The sequence below is a fragment of the Streptomyces sp. NPDC041814 genome (assembly GCF_055590565.1).
Genome location: NZ_JBVJAM010000001.1, coordinates 392,982 through 408,363, shown reverse-complemented (window position 1 = coordinate 408,363; position 15,382 = coordinate 392,982). Strand labels below are relative to the sequence as shown.

Annotated in this window: 14 protein-coding genes and 1 riboswitch; of the genes, 11 read left to right on the top strand and 3 right to left on the bottom strand. The window is 69.1% G+C overall.

Translation table 11 applies throughout. The annotated features are described in order from the left end of the window. Positions 1–133 precede the first annotated feature (133 nt). Positions 134–328 (bottom strand): hypothetical protein, encoded by a 195-nt coding sequence (locus ACZ6C6_RS01875; RefSeq protein ID WP_469198058.1) that lies wholly within the window; start codon positions 326–328, stop codon positions 134–136. Between the two features lie 156 nt (positions 329–484). Between ACZ6C6_RS01875 and ACZ6C6_RS01870 the strand changes: the two genes are divergently transcribed. Beyond that, complete coding sequence (locus ACZ6C6_RS01870; RefSeq protein WP_469198056.1) at positions 485–1,459, top strand: carbohydrate kinase family protein; 975 nt, start codon at positions 485–487, stop codon at positions 1,457–1,459. Positions 1,460–1,467: 8 nt separating this feature from the next. Here the strand turns inward: ACZ6C6_RS01870 and ACZ6C6_RS01865 are convergent, their stop codons facing one another. Beyond that, complete coding sequence (locus ACZ6C6_RS01865; protein ID WP_469198054.1) at positions 1,468–2,850, bottom strand: aminotransferase class V-fold PLP-dependent enzyme; 1,383 nt, start codon at positions 2,848–2,850, stop codon at positions 1,468–1,470. Positions 2,851–3,116: 266 nt separating this feature from the next. Here ACZ6C6_RS01865 and ctaC point away from each other — a divergent pair, with 266 nt between their 5' ends. From ctaC to ACZ6C6_RS01845, 4 genes are all read left to right on the top strand, one after another. Then, positions 3,117–4,079, top strand: a complete 963-nt coding sequence (ctaC, locus tag ACZ6C6_RS01860) for an aa3-type cytochrome oxidase subunit II (protein ID WP_445067394.1) — start codon at positions 3,117–3,119, stop codon at positions 4,077–4,079. Beyond that, positions 4,076–5,812 carry an aa3-type cytochrome oxidase subunit I gene (gene ctaD / locus ACZ6C6_RS01855; RefSeq protein WP_365685243.1) on the top strand — a complete coding sequence of 579 codons (1,737 nt, stop codon included), beginning with the start codon at positions 4,076–4,078 and terminating at the stop codon, positions 5,810–5,812. Before ctaC ends, ctaD begins: the two co-directional genes overlap by 4 nt. Continuing rightward, positions 5,809–6,207 (top strand): cytochrome c oxidase subunit 4, encoded by a 399-nt coding sequence (locus ACZ6C6_RS01850; RefSeq protein WP_161211143.1) that lies wholly within the window; start codon positions 5,809–5,811, stop codon positions 6,205–6,207. The genes ctaD and ACZ6C6_RS01850 overlap by 4 nt, the downstream gene beginning before the upstream one ends. 125 nt (positions 6,208–6,332) lie before the next feature. Then, positions 6,333–7,589, top strand: coding sequence for a L,D-transpeptidase (locus ACZ6C6_RS01845; RefSeq protein ID WP_469198051.1), 1,257 nt, complete (start codon positions 6,333–6,335; stop codon positions 7,587–7,589). A gap of 23 nt (positions 7,590–7,612) precedes the next feature. On the opposite strand, the gene ACZ6C6_RS01840 is transcribed toward ACZ6C6_RS01845, so the two are convergent. Continuing rightward, positions 7,613–8,014, bottom strand: coding sequence for a response regulator transcription factor (locus tag ACZ6C6_RS01840; protein ID WP_365685239.1), 402 nt, complete (start codon positions 8,012–8,014; stop codon positions 7,613–7,615). A 202-nt stretch (positions 8,015–8,216) separates the two neighbouring features. Between ACZ6C6_RS01840 and ctaE the strand changes: the two genes are divergently transcribed. The 6 genes from ctaE (at position 8,217) to ACZ6C6_RS01810 (ending at position 15,344) form a co-directional block, all read left to right on the top strand. After that, positions 8,217–8,837: an aa3-type cytochrome oxidase subunit III gene (gene ctaE / locus ACZ6C6_RS01835; RefSeq protein ID WP_026171689.1), complete on the top strand. Its 621-nt coding sequence runs from the start codon at positions 8,217–8,219 to the stop codon at positions 8,835–8,837. Between the two features lie 62 nt (positions 8,838–8,899). Next, positions 8,900–9,709 (top strand): cytochrome bc1 complex diheme cytochrome c subunit, encoded by an 810-nt coding sequence (gene qcrC, locus ACZ6C6_RS01830; protein WP_469198048.1) that lies wholly within the window; start codon positions 8,900–8,902, stop codon positions 9,707–9,709. Next, a complete protein-coding gene (gene qcrA, locus ACZ6C6_RS01825; RefSeq protein WP_469198047.1) occupies positions 9,706–10,761 on the top strand; it encodes a cytochrome bc1 complex Rieske iron-sulfur subunit in 1,056 nt (351 codons plus the stop codon). The genes qcrC and qcrA overlap by 4 nt, the downstream gene beginning before the upstream one ends. Further along, positions 10,758–12,404, top strand: a complete 1,647-nt coding sequence (qcrB, locus tag ACZ6C6_RS01820) for a cytochrome bc1 complex cytochrome b subunit (RefSeq protein ID WP_469198045.1) — start codon at positions 10,758–10,760, stop codon at positions 12,402–12,404. Before qcrA ends, qcrB begins: the two co-directional genes overlap by 4 nt. Positions 12,405–12,526: 122 nt before the next feature. Next, positions 12,527–13,591, top strand: a complete 1,065-nt coding sequence (trpD, locus tag ACZ6C6_RS01815) for an anthranilate phosphoribosyltransferase (protein WP_469198044.1) — start codon at positions 12,527–12,529, stop codon at positions 13,589–13,591. A gap of 82 nt (positions 13,592–13,673) precedes the next feature. Next, positions 13,674–13,791, top strand: a riboswitch (SAM riboswitch). Between the two features lie 176 nt (positions 13,792–13,967). Further along, a complete protein-coding gene (locus tag ACZ6C6_RS01810; protein ID WP_469198043.1) occupies positions 13,968–15,344 on the top strand; it encodes an aminotransferase class V-fold PLP-dependent enzyme in 1,377 nt (458 codons plus the stop codon). Positions 15,345–15,382: the final 38 nt, after the last annotated feature.

Here is a 15,382-nt window from a genome sequence, read left to right as displayed (position 1 = left end):
GTCGTACGCCCGTCCGGCGCACGGCCCGCCGCGTGGGGCGGACAGGGCTGGGACGGATCAGCGAGGCCGCTGGTTCCCCAGGGTCTGTCCTCGAACTGGCGTCGCGCGGCAGACGGCAGTTTGACGACAGGCCCTAGGGCCTCTCCTCCATCGCGTCGAGCAGCCGGGCCGAGGCGGGCGGCACGGTGACGCCGTGGATCAGGGCGGGTGCGACGCGGGTAGGGGTGATCCTCGTGGGGACCACCCAGTGCGGCGCCATCCGGGCGCAGTCTCCGCGCAGCTCGGCCAGACCGGTCTCGGAGTCGCGCGGGGCGATGTGATTCGGCATACGGCACCGTAGGCACCCCGAAGCCCGCGAAGAAAGCCCTACTATCGGGTAGTTTTTCCACTTCGGGTCGGGCGGGAGCGGGTAGCGTGAACTGTCACGTCGCCCCTGGGACGCGGACATCCGTTCCCCTTCGACCTCCGCAGGAGACGTCTCCCCGTGCGTATCGCAGTCACCGGCTCCATCGCCACCGACCACCTCATGACCTTCCCCGGCCGCTTCGCCGACCAGCTGGTCGCCGACCAGTTGCACACGGTGTCGCTCTCCTTCCTGGTCGACAACCTGGACGTACGCCGGGGAGGGGTCGCCGCGAACATCTGCTTCGGCATGGGCCTGCTCGGCACGAAGCCGATCCTGGTCGGAGCGGCCGGCTCCGACTTCGACGAGTACCGCGCCTGGCTCGAACGGCACGGCGTCGACACCAGCGGGGTGCGGATCTCCGAGGTCCTGCACACCGCCCGCTTCGTCTGCACGACGGACGCCGACCACAACCAGATCGGCTCCTTCTACACCGGCGCCATGAGCGAGGCACGCCTCATCGAGCTCAAGGCCGTCGCCGACCGCGTGGGCGGACTCGACCTCGTCTCCATCGGCGCCGACGACCCGGAGGGCATGCTCCGCCACACGGAGGAGTGCCGTACGCGCGGCATTCCGTTCGCCGCCGACTTCTCGCAGCAGATCGCCCGCATGGACGGCGACGAGATCCGCATCCTCCTCGACGGCGCCACGTACCTCTTCTCCAACGAGTACGAGAAGGGGCTCATCGAGTCCAAGACCGGCTGGACCGACGAGGAGATCCTCGGCAAGGTCGGCCACCGGGTCACCACGCTCGGCGCCCAGGGCGTGCGCATCGAGCGGGCCGGCGAGGAGCCCATCGAGGTCGGCTGCCCCGAGGAGACCGCCAAGGCCGACCCGACCGGCGTCGGCGACGCCTTCCGCGCCGGCTTCCTCTCCGGTCTCGCCTGGGGCGTCGGTCTGGAGCGCGCCGCCCAGGTCGGCTGCATGCTCGCCACCCTCGTGATCGAGACCGTGGGCACCCAGGAGTACACCCTGCACCGCACCCACTTCATGGACCGCTTCACCAAGGCGTACGGCCACGAGGCCGCCGCCGAGGTCCACGCGCACCTCGCCTGAGCGGCCCGTCAGGAAAGCCGGCGGACCACATGGGCCGCGCCCCGGTCCGCCGGCTCCTCGCCCACGTACTCCTGCTCGCGCATCGCGCACCAGGCCGGGATGTCCAGCCGGGCCGCCTCGTCGTCGGAGAGCACCGTCACCGTGGCGCCCACCGGTACCTCTCCGATCACCTTTGCGAGCTCGATCACCGGGACCGGGCACCGCTTGCCCAGCGCGTCGACCACCAGCGAGTCGTCCCGGGCGGGGGAGGAGGCCGGGGTCACCGGCGCGTCCAGCTTCTCGCGGACCCCGGCGACCAGGCCCGGCAGCACCTCCAGGAAACGGTCGACGTCCTCCTCCGCGGTGCCCCGGGGCAGCGACACGCGGACGTTCCCCTCCGACAGGACGCCCATCGCCTTGAGCACGTGGCTCGGCGTCAGCGTGCTGCTCGTACAGGACGAACCGGATGAAACGGAGAAACCGGCCCGATCCAGCTCCCCGAGCAGTGTCTCCCCGTCGACATAGAGACAGGAGAAGGTCACCAGATGCGGCAGCCGCCGCACCGGATCGCCGACCACCTCCACATCGGGCACCAGCGCGGGCACCCGGGCCCGGATCCGGTCCACCAGCGCCCGCAGCCGGGCCCCCTCCGCTTCCGCCTCCGCCCGCACCGCGCGCAGGGACGCCGCCGCCGCGACGATCGCCGGCAGGTTCTCGAACCCCGGCGCCCGCCCCGACTCCCGCTCGTCCGCGGGCCCCTGGGAGGCGAACCGGACACCCTTGCGCACCGCGAGCAGCCCGACCCCGGCCGGGCCGCCCCACTTGTGCGCGCTGCCCGCGAGCAGCGACCAGCCCTCCGGCACCGGGCCCCAGGCCAGCGACTGCGCCGCGTCCACCAGCAGCGGCACCCCGGCCGCCCGGCAGAACGCGGCCGCCTCGGCCACCGGCTGCTCGGTGCCCACCTCGTGGCTGGCGGACTGGAGGCAGGCCAGCGCGGTGTCATCGGTGAGCGCCCGCCCGAACGTCTCCGCGTCCACCGCGCCGGTGCGCTCCACCGGGACCCGGGCGACCGTGCCGCCCCGGTCCTCGTGGTCCGCCGCCGCGTGGAGGACCGACGAGTGTTCGACCGCCGACACCACCAGACGGCGTCCGACACGCCGACGCCCGGCGAGCGCGCCGGAAATTCCGGAATGCACCGCCCGGGTGCCCGAGGAGGTGAAGACGAGCTCGTCGGGGCGGCACCCGACGCCCTCGGCCGCCGCCTCCCGGGCCGCGTCCAGGAGCAGCCGGGCGCGGCGTCCCTCGCGGTACAGCCGGGCCGGATCGGCCCAGCCCTCGTCCAGCGCGGCAAGCAGCGCCTGGCGGGCGACGGGGTGCAGGGGGGCGGCGGACGCCGCGTCGAAGTAGGGCACCCGCTCACGCTAGCCCGGAGAGCCCCGCCGCCCGCCACCGCCCGCTCCGCCAGGTGGAGGGAGCGTCAGATGGCGGCCGGAGGCGCGAATTCCACCCCTTCGGGGAGTCGGGCGGCGCGTTGGGCACCCTCCCCGCGCGACCCCAAATAGCGTCCAGTAGGGTTTGGTCCGCATAAACATCCAAACCCCTGCCCGCACCGGGCCGGCGACCGACCAGCGAGACGGCCGCGGCGACCGTGCGGGCGAGACTCTCGGGAAGGCGCTACGTGAGTCCCAACGGCTCCGACCGCTCGTCGCGGCGCCCGATGCGGCGGAAGCTGCCGCAGGTGCTGACTGCGGGCCTGATCCTGGCGACCGCCACCGGTTGCACGTACAAGGACTTCCCCCGCCTTGGTATGCCTACGCCGGTAACGGAAGAGGCCCCACGGATCCTTTCCCTCTGGCAGGGCTCGTGGGCGGCAGCGCTCGCCACGGGCGTGCTGGTCTGGGGCCTGATCCTGTGGAGCGTCATCTTCCACCGGCGCAGCCGCACCAAGGTGGAGGTACCTCCGCAGACCCGGTACAACATGCCCATCGAGGCGCTGTACACCGTGGTCCCCCTGATCATCGTCTCGGTGCTGTTCTACTTCACCGCACGGGACGAGACGAAGCTCCTCACGCTCTCCCCGAAGCCCGCCCACACCATCAACGTGGTCGGCTACCAGTGGAGCTGGGGCTTCAACTACATCGAGAACGTGGACGGCTCCGCCGCCACGGGCAACGAGGTCCCCAAGGAGCTCGACGCCATCCCGAACAGGTTCCGCAAGGACTTCCCCAAGGGTGCGGACGGCGTCTACGACGTCGGCATCCCGGGGGACCGGAACCCGCAGACCGGCAACCCGGGGCCGACCCTCTGGCTGCCCAAGGGCGAGAAGGTCCGTTTCATTCTGACTTCGCGTGACGTCATCCACTCCTTCTGGGTGGTGCCGTTCCTCATGAAGCAGGACGTCATTCCGGGCCACACCAACGCCTTCGAGGTGACTCCGACCCAGGAGGGCACCTTCATGGGCAAGTGCGCCGAGCTCTGCGGCGTCGACCACTCCCGGATGCTCTTCAACGTCAAGGTCGTCTCCCCGGAGCGCTATCAGGCGCACCTCAAGGAGCTGGCGAAGAAGGGCCAGACGGGCTACGTGCCGGCCGGCATCGAGCAGACTGACCCGGCCAGGAATGCGGAGACGAACAAACTGTGAGCATCCTCAACGAACCTCAGGGTGCCGCGGCAGCAGACGACTCGTACGAGGACGAGCTGCCGGTCCGGCGCAAGCAGCCGGGAAACGTCGTCGTCAAGTGGCTGACCACCACTGACCACAAGACGATCGGCACGATGTATCTGGTCACATCGTTCGCCTTCTTCTGCATCGGCGGCCTGATGGCGCTCTTCATGCGCGCCGAGCTGGCCCGGCCGGGCACGCAGATCATGTCGAACGAGCAGTTCAACCAGGCGTTCACGATGCACGGCACGATCATGCTGCTGATGTTCGCGACGCCGCTGTTCGCCGGCTTCGCGAACTGGATCATGCCGCTGCAGATCGGCGCGCCCGACGTGGCGTTCCCGCGGCTGAACATGTTCGCGTACTGGCTGTACCTCTTCGGCTCGATCCTCGCGGTGGCCGGCTTCCTCACCCCGCAGGGTGCCGCCGACTTCGGGTGGTTCGCCTACTCCCCGCTCTCGGACGCCGTCCGTTCGCCGGGTGTCGGCGCCGACATGTGGATCATGGGTCTGGCCTTCTCCGGGTTCGGCACGATCCTCGGTTCGGTCAACTTCATCACCACGATCATCTGCATGCGCGCGCCCGGCATGACGATGTTCCGCATGCCGATCTTCGTCTGGAACGTCCTGCTGACCGGTGTGCTGGTCCTGCTGGCCTTCCCGGTCCTGGCGGCCGCGCTGTTCGCCCTGGAGGCGGACCGCAAGTTCGGTGCCCATGTATTCGACGCGGCCAATGGCGGCGCCTTGCTGTGGCAACACCTCTTCTGGTTCTTCGGCCATCCAGAGGTGTACATCATCGCCCTGCCGTTCTTCGGAATCATTTCCGAAGTGATTCCGGTCTTCAGCCGCAAGCCGATGTTCGGTTACATCGGCCTGGTGGCCGCGACGATCTCCATCGCCGGCCTCTCGGTGACCGTGTGGGCCCACCACATGTACGTCACCGGCGGTGTGCTCCTGCCGTTCTTCTCCTTCATGACGTTCCTCATCGCGGTACCCACCGGGGTGAAGTTCTTCAACTGGATCGGCACGATGTGGAAGGGCTCGCTGTCCTTCGAGACACCGATGCTCTGGGCGATCGGCTTCCTGATCACCTTCACCTTCGGTGGTCTGACCGGCGTCATCCTGGCCTCGCCGCCGATGGACTTCCACGTCTCCGACTCGTACTTCGTGGTCGCGCACTTCCACTACGTCGTCTTCGGCACCGTGGTGTTCGCGATGTTCTCCGGATTCCACTTCTGGTGGCCGAAGTTCACCGGCAAGATGCTGGACGAGCGGCTCGGGAAGATCACCTTCTGGACGCTGTTCGTGGGCTTCCACGGCACGTTCCTGGTGCAGCACTGGCTGGGCGCGGAGGGCATGCCGCGGCGTTACGCGGACTACCTCGCCGCGGACGGCTTCACCGCGCTGAACACCATCTCGACCATCTCGTCGTTCCTGCTCGGCCTGTCGATCCTGCCGTTCTTCTACAACGTCTGGAAGACCGCCAAGTACGGCAAGAAGATCGAGGTGGACGACCCGTGGGGCTACGGCCGTTCGCTGGAGTGGGCGACGTCCTGCCCGCCGCCGCGGCACAACTTCCTCACGCTGCCCCGTATCCGCTCCGAATCCCCGGCGTTCGACCTGCACCACCCGGAGATCACCGCGCTGGAGCAGCTGGACCACGCCTCCGAGGGTGACAAGGCCCTCGCGGGCGGCAAGGAGGCGGGCAAGTGAAGATCCAGGGCAAGATGTTCCTCGGTCTGGCGCTGTTCATCCTCATCATGGCCATCACGTACGGCGTGTGGTCGAAGGAGCCCGTCGGCACCACCGCGCTGCTCCTGGCGTTCGGCCTGAGCGTCATGATCGGCTTCTACCTGGCCTTCACGGCCCGGCGGGTCGACGCGATGGCGCAGGACAACAAGGAGGCCGACGTCGCGGACGAGGCCGGCGAGGTGGGGTTCTTCTCCCCGCACAGCTGGCAGCCGCTCTCGCTGGCGATCGGCGGTGCCTTCGCCTTCATGGGCGTCGTCTTCGGCTGGTGGCTGCTGTTCTTCTCGGCGCCGCTGCTCCTGGTCGGCCTCTTCGGCTGGGTATTCGAGTACTACCGCGGTGAGAACCGCACCCAGTGACACCGGTCCGCCGGTAACACACCGCTCCACCTGACGGGGGGCCGACACTTCGACACGAAGTGGCCGGCCCCCCGTTTGCAGTCGTCCCGCGCGCTGAAACGGACGAATGTTCTTAGCGTGAGTCCATGAACCAGACGCCGCGCTTCCGTCCCGTAGTGAGCTGCACTCTGCTGGCCGCGACCTTGGTCGCCGGGGCGGCAGCCTGCGGGAGTTCCGATGGTCACCCCCTGTCCTCGCAGCCGTTCGACGCGGCCGACGAGGTCTCCTTCAACACGCCCGACGGCGGCAAGAAGGTCGACCCCGACAAGCCCCTGGAGGTCCGGGTCGACGCCGACGACGGCCGGATCACCGACGTAACGGCCGTGGACGCCGCAGGGCGCCATCTGGCGGGCGAACTCGACGCCGACGGACACCGGTGGCACTCCACCGCTCCACTGGCCGCAGGGACCCGCTACACCGTCAAGGTCCGTATGGAGGACGACGACGGGGCCCCAGGCACCCGCACGATGTCCTTCGACACCGCCAAGGCCACCAAGTTCCTCAAGGTCGCCTTCGGCCCCCAGGCGGGCACCTACGGCGTCGGCCAGCCCCTCGTCGCCACCCTCAGCGCCCCCGTCACGGACAACGCCTCACGCGCCACCGTCGAGCGCGGCCTGCGGGTCCGTTCCACGCCCTCGGTCACCGGCTCCTGGTACTGGGTGGACGACAAGACGCTGCACTACCGGCCCAAGGAGTACTGGCCGGCGAAGGCCAGCATCGAAGTCAGCTCCAACCTGACCGGCATAAAGGTCACCAACTCGCTCTACGGGGCACCCGCCAAGGCGTTGAAGATCACCACGGGGGACCGCATCGAGGCCGTCACCGACGCCTCGGAGCACTCCATGACGGTGCTCCGCAACGGCGAAGTGATCAACACCATTCCAGTCACCACGGGCAAACCCGGGTTCGACACGCGCAACGGCGTCAAGGTCGTGCTCGGAAAGGAGCAGTACGTACGTATGCGCGGGGAGTCCATCGGGATCGCCGCCGGGTCCTCCGACTCGTACGACCTCGACGTCTACTGGGCCACCCGGGTGACATGGAGCGGTGAATACGTGCACGCGGCGCCCTGGTCCACCGGCTCGCAGGGGTACGCCAACGTCAGCCACGGCTGCACCGGCATGAGCACCAGCGAGGCCGAGTGGTTCTTCAACACCGTGCGCGAGGGCGACATCGTCAGCGTCGTCGGCAGCGACGGCGAGACGATGACGCCCTTCGACAACGGCTACGGCGACTGGAACCTGTCCTGGGCCAAGTGGCAGAAGGGCAGCGCGCTGAACAACGACACCACCGCGCCGCGGGTCGACACGGTCAAGGCGGCGCGGCTGCGCCCCCAGGTCTGACCGTGCGACCGGTCCGTGGGGGCTCAGGCTCCCACGGACAGCCGTGTGCGCAGCAGGGCGGCCAGGGAGTCCGCGAACTCCACCGGCTCCACCGGCAGCGTCACCGCGGCGTCCGCACGGCTCCAGGTGGCCAGCCAGGCGTCCTGCGGGCGCCCGATGAGGACCAGGACCGGCGGGCAGCGGAAGACCTCGTCCTTGATCTGCCGGCAGACGCCCATGCCGCCCGCCGGAGCGGTCTCGCCGTCCAGCACGCAGACGTCGACGCCCCCGTGCTCCAGGGCGTCCAGAACGGCGGGCAGGGTGGCGCACTCCAGGAACTCGACCGGTGGCACGTCCGCCGCGGGCCTGCGCCCTGCTGCCAGCCTCACCTGCTCACGGGTGTGCGCGTTGTCGCTGTAGACCAGGACCGTGGCGGTCGGCTGCATGGTTCCTCCGTGACATCCGTGTCTTCGGGGCACTCGGGGCGCTCGGTGGGCGAGAGCCTTCCGATGCGCGGATCGTACTCCGCCCGACAGCGTGTCAGCACCGGTTCGCACCGGCCTTCCATGGGCCGTTCGGGCAGGACACACCCCTCTGACACACCGAACGGCACCCCCCGGAGTGAGGGCGGGATAAGCGACCGACATAATGTCGGTCGTGGCGACAGCAACGACAGTAGAAACCGGGCACGCGCACCCGTCGGTCAATCGACCGAACCTCACCAGCGTCGGAACCATCATCTGGTTGAGCTCCGAGCTGATGTTCTTCGCGGCCCTCTTCGCGATGTACTTCACCCTGCGATCGGTGACCGGACCGGAACACTGGAAGGAAATGGCGTCCGCCCTGAACTTCCCGTTCTCGGCGACGAACACCACGATCCTGGTGCTCTCCTCACTCACCTGCCAGCTCGGCGTCTTCGCCGCGGAGCGGGGCGATGTGAAGAAGCTCCGTGCCTGGTTCGTGATCACTTTCGTGATGGGTTCGATCTTCATCGGAGGCCAGGTCTTCGAGTACACCGAGCTGGTGAAGAAGGACGGCCTCTCGCTGTCCTCCGACCCGTACGGCTCGGTGTTCTACCTGACGACCGGCTTCCACGGTCTGCATGTGACGGGCGGTCTCATCGCCTTCCTGCTCGTTCTGGGCAGGACATACGCGGCCAAGAGGTTCACCCATGAACAGGCGACCGCCGCCATCGTCGTGTCCTATTACTGGCACTTCGTCGATGTCGTGTGGATCGGCCTCTTCGCCACGATCTACATGATCAAGTAACCGGGCCCGAGCCCGAACCACATCCAGCATCGACGCAGAAGATCCTGACACCGGGGTAATCCGTGAAAAAGCTCTCCGCACGACGACGCCATCCGTTGGCGGCGGTCGTCGTACTACTCCTCGCGCTGGCGGCCACCGGGGGGCTGTACGCCGCGTTCGCGCCCGCGAGTAAGGCGCAGGCCGACGACACCGCCCAGTCCCTCGCCATCGACGAGGGCAAGAAGCTGTACTCCGTCGGTTGCGCCAGCTGCCACGGAACCGGCGGTCAGGGCACCACCGACGGGCCGCAGCTTGTCGGCGTGGGCTCCGCCGCCGTGGACTTCCAGGTCGGTACGGGCCGCATGCCCGCGCAGCAGCCTGGCGCCCAGGTACCGAAGAAGAAGGTCATCTACAGCCAGGCCGAGATCGACCAGCTCGCGGCCTACGTCGCGTCGCTCGGCGCCGGTCCGGTCGTCCCGACCAAGAGCCAGGTCAGCCCTGAGGGCGCGGACGTCGCCAAGGGCGGCGACCTGTTCCGTACCAACTGCGCGCAGTGCCACAACTTCACCGGCAAGGGTGGCGCACTGACGCACGGCAAGTACGCGCCCGACCTGGACGGCGTGAGCCCGAAGCACCTCTACGAGGCCATGCTGACCGGCCCGCAGAGCATGCCGTCCTTCCCGGACTCGACCATGCCCGAGAAGCAGAAGCGGGAAATCATCGCCTACGTCAAGACCGTGAACGGCTCCGAAGCGGAGTCCCCCGGCGGCCTCAGCCTCGGTGGTCTGGGTCCGGTCAGCGAGGGCCTGTTCGGCTGGATCTTCGGTCTGGGCGGTCTGATCGCAGTTGCCATTTGGGTCGCGGCCCACACCGCTAAGGCCAAGAAGTCATGAGTAGCCAAGAGATTCCAGAAGAGAACCTGCCCGACGAGCAGGGTGCCGCGCACGGCGCGGTGGACCAGGCGCACGACGACCCGTTCGCCGACCCGGGGCTGCCGGCCCACAGGCCGCGCATCCAGGACATCGACGAGCGGGCCGCGAAGCGCTCCGAGCGCACCGTCGCGACCATGTTCCTGTTGTCCATGCTGGCGACGGTGGGCTTCATCGCCTCGTACGTCATCTTCCCGGTCGACAAGATCGTCTTCATCTTCCCGTTCGGTCATGTCAGCGCGCTCAACTTCTCCCTGGGTCTGACCCTGGGGCTGGCGCTCTTCCTGATCGGCGCGGGCGCCGTCCACTGGGCGCGCACCCTGATGTCCGATGTCGAGGTCGCCGACGACCGGCACGCCATCGAGGCGACGCCCGAGGTCAAGGCGAAGGTGCTGTCCGACTTCGCGGACGGCGCCCGGGAGTCCGCGCTCGGCCGGCGCAAGCTGATCCGCAACACCATGTTCGGCGCGCTGGCCCTGGTGCCGCTCTCCGGTGTGGTGCTGCTGCGCGACCTGGGTCCGCTGCCGGAGAAGAAGCTCCGCAAGACCCTGTGGGCCGAGGGCAAGCAGCTCGTCAACATGAACACGATGGAGCCGCTGCGTCCCGAGGACGTGGTCGTCGGTTCGCTGACCTTCGCCATGCCCGAGGGCCTGGAGGAGCACGACGAGGACTTCCAGACGCAGATCGCCAAGGCAGCCCTGATGATCATCCGCATCGAGCCGGACGACATCAAGGACAAGCGCGAGCGCGAGTGGGCGCACGAGGGCATCGTGGCCTTCTCGAAGATCTGCACGCACGTCGGCTGCCCGATCAGCCTGTACGAGCAGCAGACGCACCACGTGCTCTGCCCGTGCCACCAGTCCACCTTCGACCTCTCCGACGGCGCCCGCGTCATCTTCGGTCCGGCCGGCCACGCCCTCCCGCAGCTGCGGATCGGCGTGAACAGCGAGGGCAACCTCCAGGCGCTCGGTGACTTCGAAGAGCCCGTCGGTCCTGCATTCTGGGAGCGCGGATGAGTACTGCGACGAACACACCCGGCGCAGCGGCGCCGGGCAACCGCAAGGCGCCCGCCGGTGAGCGGGTGGCCGACTGGGCCGACGGTCGGCTGGGGATCTACTCCCTCGCCAAGGCCAACATGCGCAAGATCTTCCCGGACCACTGGTCCTTCATGCTCGGTGAGATCTGCCTCTACAGCTTCATCATCATCATCCTCACGGGTGTGTACCTGACGCTGTTCTTCCACCCGAGCATGAACGAGGTCGTCTACCACGGCCCGTACGAGCCCATGCAGGGCATCCGGATGTCGGAGGCGTACGCCTCGACGCTGGACATCAGCTTCGACGTCCGCGGTGGTCTGCTGGTCCGGCAGATCCACCACTGGGCCGCGGTCATCTTCCTGGCCGGCATGTTCGTGCACATGATGCGCGTGTTCTTCACCGGCGCGTACCGCAAGCCGCGCGAGATCAACTGGCTGTTCGGCTTCCTGCTGTTCGTCCTCGGCATGTTCACCGGTTTCACCGGTTACTCGCTGCCGGACGACCTGCTCTCCGGTACCGGTGTCCGCTTCACGCAGGGCGCGATCCTGTCGACGCCGATCGTGGGTACGTACATCTCGATGTTCCTGTTCGGCGGGGAGTTCCCCGGCGGCGACATCATCGCGAGGTTCTACTCGATCCACATCCTGCTGCTGCCGGGCATCATGCTCGGGCTCGTGGTCGGCCACCTCATCCTGGTCTTCTACCACAAGCACACCCAGTTCGCGGGTCCCGGCAAGACGAACAAGAACGTCGTCGGCATGCCCCTGCTGCCGGTGTACATGGCGAAGGCCGGCGGGTTCTTCTTCCTGGTCTTCGGCTTCATCGCGATCATCGCGGCGATCGCCTCGATCAACCCGATCTGGGCCATCGGCCCGTACCGCCCCGACCAGGTGTCCACGGGCGCCCAGCCGGACTGGTACATGGGCTTCGCCGAAGGCTTCGTCCGTGTGATGCCGGGCTGGGAGATCAACCTCTGGGGCCACACGCTGGTCCTGGGTGTCTTCATCCCGCTCGTCCTGTTCGGTGTGGTGCTCGGTGCGCTGGCCCTGTGGCCGTTCATCGAGTCCTGGATCACCGGTGACAAGCGCGAGCACCACATCCTGGACAAGCCGCGGAACGCGCCGACCCGGACGGCCCTCGGTGTCGCCTGGGTGACGATCTACTTCGTCATGCTGATCGGTGGCGGCAACGACATCTGGGCGACGCACTTCAGCCTCTCGCTCAACTCGATCAGCTGGTTCGTCCGTATCGCCTTCTTCGTCGGCCCGGTCATCTCGTTCATCGTGACCCGGCGGATCTGCCTCGGCCTCCAGCGCCGCGACAAGGAGAAGGTGCTGCACGGCCGCGAGTCCGGGCTCATCAAGCGCCTGCCGCACGGTGAGTTCGTGGAGGTCCACGAGCCGCTGTCGCCGGAGGCCCGGTACGCGCTCACCGCGCACGAGCAGTACGAGCCGCTCGAGATCGGCCCGACGGTCGACGAGAACGGTGTGGAGCGCAAGGTCTCCGCGATCACCAAGGTCCGGGCGCGGCTCAGCAAGAGCCTGTACGGCGAGAACAACCAGATCGCCAAGCCCACCGCCGAGGAGTACAAGGAGATCACCAGCGGCCACGGCCACCACTGATCACCCGTTCTGATCGCCACGGCGAGAGCCCCGTCCATCCGCTGGACGGGGCTCTTTGCCGTCCCCGGGGCTCGATAGGGTGGAGCCGATCCCTTATCGGCTGTGGACCCCAGGAGCGGACCATGAACGTTGTGACCCCGGACGGCGGCGACAGCGTGGCGGCCTTCTCCTGGCCCAGCGTGCTGACCCCCCTGCTGCGCGGCGAGGACCTGAGCGCCGACGCCACCGCGTGGGCCATGAACCGCGTCATGAGCGGCGAGGCGACCGACGCGCAGATCGCCGGCTTCGCGGTCGCCCTCCGCGCCAAGGGCGAGACGGTCACCGAGGTCTCCGGCCTGGTCCGCGCGATGTACGAGCACGCCACGACCATCGAGGTCCCCGGCCGCACCGTCGACATCGTCGGCACCGGCGGCGACATGGCCAAGACCGTCAACATCTCGACCATGTCCGCCATAGTGATCGCGGGGACGGGGGCCAAGGTCGTCAAGCACGGCAGCCGCTCCGCCTCGTCGGCCAGCGGCTCCTCCGACGTGCTGGGCAAGCTCGGCGTGAACCTGGAGCTGTCCCCGCAGCGCGTCGTGGAGGTGGCCGAGGAGGCGGGCATCACCTTCTGCTTCGCGGTGCGGTTCCACCCCGCCCTGCGCCACGCGGCCAAGGCGCGCGCGGAGCTGGGCGCGCCGACCACGTTCAACATCCTGGGCCCGCTCACCAACCCCGCCCGGGTGCGCTCCCAGGCGATCGGGGTGGCCGACCTGCGCATGGCCCCCATCGTCGCGGGCGTCCTCGCCGAGCGGGGCAACTCCGCCCTGGTCTTCCGGGGCGACGACGGACTGGACGAGCTGACCACCACCGCGACCTCGCGGGTCTGGGTGGCCCGGAACGGTGTGGTCCGCGAGGAGACCTTCGACCCGCGCGACGTGGGCGTCGAGCTGGTCCCGGTGGAGGCGCTGCGCGGCGCCGACGCCTCGTACAACGCGGATGTGGCGCGCCGGCTGCTGGCCGGGGAGACCGGCCCGGTACGGGACGCCGTGCTGCTCAACTCGGCGGCGGCGCTGGTCGCGCTGGACCCGGGCGAGGGGCCGCTCACCGAGCAGATCCGGGCGGGTATGGAGAAGGCCGCCGAGGCGATCGACTCGGGTGCGGCCGGGCGGGCGCTGGAGAGATGGGTCGTCGCCAGCAACGCGTGAGCACGTCGATGTGCGGCAGGGCGCAGTCCGGATCGCGGACTGCGCCTTGCGCGTTCCCGTACGTATGGCAAGATGCTGCGCAGGTCATGAGTGACAGCGACTACGGCCCCGGCCCGCTGTCCGGCAACCCTCCGTCCGTGGCGGGGTGCCCCGGGTGAAGACCAGGCCGCAGGCAGCGAGGTCTGCGGCAAGCGCGGACCCCTCGACGTCGCGTGACGTCCACCCGTGGGGTCCTTGGTCCTCAGGGAGCCTCTTGTGAGCAAGCGAATGCGTTAGGGCCCGAGGCCCTTCTCCGCACACCCCTCTTCTCTTTCACTCCGTGCTGCCGCGTCTGCGCCGGTGCGCGGAATTCGCCTGCCTCTTACGGGAGTTCGCCATGTCTGTCTTCACCGCTGCCGCCGACCAGTCGCTTTGTGCCCCGCTGCCGGTTCTGGGCGAGGATGTCCTCGTCCCGCTGGTCACCGGTGGCGAGGTCGGCTACGCCGCGCTGGACTACGCGGCGAGCGCCCCGGCGCTGAAGCGGGTCTGGGACGACGTGGCCGCGTACGCCCCGTACTACGGCAGCGTGCACCGGGGCGCCGGATACCTCTCGCAGCTCTCCACGGACCTCTTCGAGTCGAGCCGGGCCACCGTGGCGGAGTTCCTGGGCTGCCGCCCCGAGGACCAGGTGGTCTTCACCCGGTCCACCACGGACTCGCTGAACCTGCTGGCCGCCGCGCTGCCCGCCGACTGCCAGGTCTTCGTCTTCGAGACCGAGCACCACGCCTCGCTGCTGCCCTGGCGCGACGCCCGCGTCACCTACCTGAACGCCCCGCGCACCCCCGCCCAGGCCGTCGCCACGCTGGAGCGGGCCCTCGCGGACCGTGAGCCCTACGGCCCCGCGCTGGTCTGCGTCACCGGCGCCTCCAACGTGACCGGCGAGCTGTGGCCGGTACGGGAGCTGGCCGCCGCCGCGCACGCCCACGGCGCGCGGATCGTCCTGGACGCCGCCCAGCTCGCCCCGCACCACCCCGTGGACATCGCCGGACTCGACGTGGACTGGGTCGCCTTCTCCGGGCACAAGCTGTACGCGCCGTTCGGCTCGGGCGTCCTGGCCGGCCGGGCGGACTGGCTGCGCGAGGCCGAGCCGTACCTGGCCGGCGGCGGCGCCTCCCGCACGGTGGCCCGGCGGGCGGACGGCGGCGTGGACGTCGAGTGGCACACCACGGCCGCCCGCCACGAGGCCGGCTCGCCCAACGTCATCGGTGTCTACTCCATCGCCTCCGCCTGCAAGGCGCTCACCGAGGCCGGATTCGACCGGCTGGTCGCCCGCGAGCAGCACCTCGTCCGCGAGGTCCTGGCGGGGCTGGCCGAGGTCCCCGAGGTGAAGGTGCTCTCGCTGTTCGGGGACGACGCGCCGAGGGTCGGCGTGATCTCGTTCGTGGTGGAGGGCTGGAACAGCTCGCACTTCGCCGCCGCCCTCTCCGCCGAGTACGGCATCGGGGTGCGCGACGGCCTCTTCTGCGCCCACCCGCTCGTGCGCACCCTGCTCGGCAGCGACCCGGGCGAGGCGGGGGAGTGCGGCGCGCCGGAGGCGGAGCCGGGGGAGCGGTCCCTGAACGCGATCCGCGTCAGCTTCGGCGCCGGGACCCCGGACGAGCACGTCGAGCGCTTCCTGCGCGCGGTCCGGGAGCTGGTGAGCGACGGGGCACGCTGGAAGTACCGCACCGAGGACGGCCGTTGCGTGCCGGACCGGGGCGCCGCTCAGGTCTGACGCGCCGGTGGGTCCGCCGGGTACGGGGTCCGTACCCG

Excerpts from the sequence above, each read along its gene's own strand:
- ACZ6C6_RS01875 (WP_469198058.1), bottom strand. The coding sequence starts at position 328 with ATGCCGAATCACATCGCCCCGCGCGACTCCGAGACCGGTCTGGCCGAG.
- ACZ6C6_RS01845 (WP_469198051.1), top strand. The coding sequence starts at position 6,333 with ATGAACCAGACGCCGCGCTTCCGTCCCGTAGTGAGCTGCACTCTGCTG.
- ACZ6C6_RS01840 (WP_365685239.1), bottom strand. The coding sequence starts at position 8,014 with ATGCAGCCGACCGCCACGGTCCTGGTCTACAGCGACAACGCGCACACC.
- ctaE (WP_026171689.1), top strand. The coding sequence starts at position 8,217 with ATGTCGGTCGTGGCGACAGCAACGACAGTAGAAACCGGGCACGCGCAC.
- qcrA (WP_469198047.1), top strand. The coding sequence starts at position 9,706 with ATGAGTAGCCAAGAGATTCCAGAAGAGAACCTGCCCGACGAGCAGGGT.
- qcrB (WP_469198045.1), top strand. The coding sequence starts at position 10,758 with ATGAGTACTGCGACGAACACACCCGGCGCAGCGGCGCCGGGCAACCGC.
- trpD (WP_469198044.1), top strand. The coding sequence starts at position 12,527 with ATGAACGTTGTGACCCCGGACGGCGGCGACAGCGTGGCGGCCTTCTCC.
- ACZ6C6_RS01810 (WP_469198043.1), top strand. The coding sequence starts at position 13,968 with ATGTCTGTCTTCACCGCTGCCGCCGACCAGTCGCTTTGTGCCCCGCTG.